The sequence below is a fragment of the Pseudomonas sp. 5P_5.1_Bac1 genome (assembly GCF_025466015.1).
Classification (GTDB): Bacteria; Pseudomonadota; Gammaproteobacteria; order Pseudomonadales; family Pseudomonadaceae; genus Aquipseudomonas.
The window spans coordinates 1-3,329 of record NZ_JANLNX010000063.1 but is presented as its reverse complement, the minus strand read 5'-3'; the positions used below and the strand labels follow the sequence as shown (position 1 = coordinate 3,329).

At 66.5% G+C, this 3,329-nt stretch carries 3 protein-coding genes; all 3 read right to left on the bottom strand.

Annotation, left to right across the window (positions count from 1 at the left end; translation table 11 throughout):
- Window positions 1-1,409, bottom strand: a 1,409-nt coding sequence (locus NTD82_RS15040; RefSeq protein ID WP_410017058.1) for an autotransporter-associated beta strand repeat-containing protein, incomplete at its 3' end; no start/stop codon positions are given.
- Between the two features lie 282 nt (window positions 1,410-1,691).
- Window positions 1,692-2,519 (bottom strand): SDR family NAD(P)-dependent oxidoreductase, encoded by an 828-nt coding sequence (locus NTD82_RS15035; RefSeq protein ID WP_262129273.1) that lies wholly within the window; start codon window positions 2,517-2,519, stop codon window positions 1,692-1,694.
- A gap of 9 nt (window positions 2,520-2,528) precedes the next feature.
- A complete protein-coding gene (locus tag NTD82_RS15030; protein WP_262129272.1) occupies window positions 2,529-3,296 on the bottom strand; it encodes an SDR family oxidoreductase in 768 nt (255 codons plus the stop codon).
- Between the last annotated feature and the right edge of the window lie 33 nt (window positions 3,297-3,329).

Genomic DNA, 3,329 nt, shown 5'->3' with positions numbered 1-3,329 from the left:
ATATTGCTCAGGGTCGCGGTGGCGCCGGAGTCGATCCGGGTGCCGGTTGCGGCGCTGACGGCGCCGGTGCCCAGGGCCTGGCTGCTGCCGATGATGAGCGAGCCGCCATTGAGGGCGGTGCCACCGCTGTAGGTGTTGGTCCCGTCCAGGCGCAGGGAAGACAGGCCATTCTTGGTCAGGGCGGCATTACTCCCCCCCGAGATCACACCCGACAGGGTGAACGGCGTGACGACGTTGCTGACGGTCAGGCCGTTGCGGCCTGTGCCGATGTTGTAGCCCATCACGATGTTGTTGGCGATGCTGATCGAGGACGAGGAGCTGCTGAGGGTGCCGCCATTGGCGTAGATCGTACCGCTACCGGCGAAGTCCCCGTTGTTGATCAGCAGCACGCCGCCATCTAGGGTGGCCTGGGTGGAGGCACCGCTCAACAATGCGCCTTGCAGCGTCCAGGTCCCACTGTCGACCACCAGGTTGCTGAAATTGATGTACTTCGTCGAATCGATGGTGCCGGTGCCGACGTTGGTGCCGCTGCCACCGCTCATGTCGTTTTGCAGCCTGAGCGTGTTGTTGCCACCGGCACCGCCATCGACGATGCCGGTAGGCGCGAAGTTCAGCCCGCCCATGCCGATGACGGTCAACTCCCCGGCGCTGGCCCCGCTGGCGCTGACCGACGAGCCGGTGACCGCGGTGAACGTGTTGGCGCCGCCGGCGCCCATCGACACACTGCCGATCACCGTGCCGCCGTTGGTGAAGATATTGCCCGCAAGCGAGGCCTCGAAGCCGACCCGCCCGATGACGCTGCCGGAGTTGAGGAAGATCACCCGGCCACCGCCGTAGATCGCGACCACCGGCCGGTTGGCCGCGTTTTCGCTGGCACCGATGGCCAGGGTCGTGGAAATCAGGCCGTAGTTATCGATGATGGTACGGCCCGAGAGCCCGTTGTTGACGTCCAGCGCCACGCCGGTGAGATCGATCAGCGCCCCGTTGAGGTCGCCGGAAACACCGCGGATCACGCTGCCGGCGGCGTTGGTGATCGACAGGTTGGAGAAAACGGGGCTTACGAGTTTCAGCGCGGTGGAGGAGAACGCGGACGAGCCAATGGAGGGGTCGATGGAGCCGCCGTTGTACAGGGAAGTACTGGTACCCGTCACGGTAAACGCCGGTTTGCTCGGATCGGACGTCGTCACGACCCCGCCGGACATGAGGGTGATCACCAGATTGCTGGCCGCCAGGTCAAGGTTCGTGTTGACACCGGAACAGTCCACCGCCGATCCATTGGTCGGCGTCGCCGGTGTGCACGCGGCGTAGATCGGGTCGGACACGGCGAACGCGCCGAACATGGCCATGCTGACGGCCAGCGACAAGCGGGTACGGGCGGTGCGCGGTACTGCGGTTTTACGTCTGTCCACAACGACTCCTATGTGGATCAGGCGACTCATCCCTGACGGCGCAGCAACGCTACGCGAGCAATTGACGGGCCCGACCTTGGCAAGATGAAGGATTTTTTATTGGTGGCACTTTAACAGCTCCCACTCAATAGAAAAATTTGCGCACAAGGTTATTGGGGAAACTGCGCTGGCAAGCCCCCACAGGTTCATCGGTGCACGCAAATCCCTGCGGGAGTCGGCTTGCCGGCGATGCGCCGCAAGGCGGCGCTCGATCTGACGGACGCTGAAGACTGTCGGCTGGCCTCAGTCCGCCAACAACCCAAGCTTCCTGGCAAACGGCTGCGCCGCGATGGTCTGGCGTTGATACTGGCTGGCGTCTTCATGGGTGGCGAGCCACAGCATCACCGCCGCCGGCACCTCTGGCGGCGCACTGCCGGCGCGCAGGGCGATCACACCTTTTTCGCCGATGGTGGCTTTCAGCGCGTCGGTGGTCACCACCCCGGGATTGACGGTGTAGGCGCGGACGCCGGCGTCACCCAATTCCACCGCAACGATCCCCGACAACCGTGAAACCGCCGCCTTGCCGGCGCCATAGGCATAGCCCCAGCCGCCCTTCCCGGCCGCTACCGGCGGGTCGCTTTCGCCGGCGCCGGAGGTGACGTTGATCACCACGCCGTCGCCCTGCTCCGCCATCACCTGGGCCACCGCGCGGGTCAGCAGGAACGGGGTGAGGATGTAGCCCTTGAACATCCGCTCCAGCGTTTCCGGCTGCAAGGCCATGAAGCCGGCATTGAGGTCGCTGCCCTGGTAGATGGCGTTGTTGATCAGCACGTCGATGCGGCCGTACTCGGCCAGCACCGCCGTGCAGGCGGCCAGGGCCGAGTCACTGTCGAGCAGGTCCATCGGCACCACCAGCGCCTTGCGGCCCAAGGCGCGGATAGCGTCGGCGGTGCCGTTGAGGCTGCCCGGCAGTGGCGCGCCACTGGCATCGCGCAGGGCATGCGGGTGCTGCTCGCCTTCGTCGAGGGTGCGGGCGCTGATCGCCAGGTCGAAGCCGGCCCGGGCGAACGCCAGCGCCGCCGCGCGACCGATGCCGCGGCTGGCACCGGTGATGAATGCAACCTTGTTCATGTGTTTTCCTCAGACCCGCTGCGGCCGGACCATGGCGTCCATGCCGCCGTCGATGTACATCACGCTGCCGTGGATGAAGCCCGCTTGTTGCGACTGCAGGAAGGCGATCAGCGCGGCGATTTCCTCGGGGTGACCGTTGCGCCCCAGCGGCGCGACAAATGCGCGTACCGCCTGGCCGAAGCGCGGGTCATTGCGCGAAGCATCGTGCAGCGGGGTTTCCACCGCGCCGGGCGCGACCACGTTGAGGCGGATGCCCTTGGCCCCCCAGGCCGCCGCGAGGCGTCGGGCGTGGTGGGTGATCGCATATTTGGAACAGGCGTAGGCCACTTGGGGTTCGCCCAGGGTGTTGGCGATATCCAGCGCCCGGGCTTCGTCGTTGTCGAGCATGGCCAGGGTCATCGGCTCCTGCTCGGCGCCGGGACGAATCGCCGCCACCGAGCCGATGACCAGCGCCGCCGGATGGCTGCCCTTGGCCAGCGCGTCTTCGAGGCCGCCGAGCAACTGGCTGACGCCGAAATGGTTGATCGCCACGATCAATCCGCAGGACGGCGCGGTGACCCCGACGCCGGCGCAGCAGACCAGGCCGTCGAGGACGCCGTCACTGAGGTCGAGGACCTGGGCGATGGCCGTATCGCGGCCTTCGCGGGTGGACAGGTCAGCAATGACCTCGGCGTTGCCGCGGTCGATACCGATGACGCGGTGGCCGGCGGCGCGCAGGGCAGCGGCAACGGCGGCGCCGATGCCGGAGGCGCTGCCGGTGATGGCGGTAGTGGGCATTGGAAACTCCGTGAATTGGGCGTTGTTGGGGGG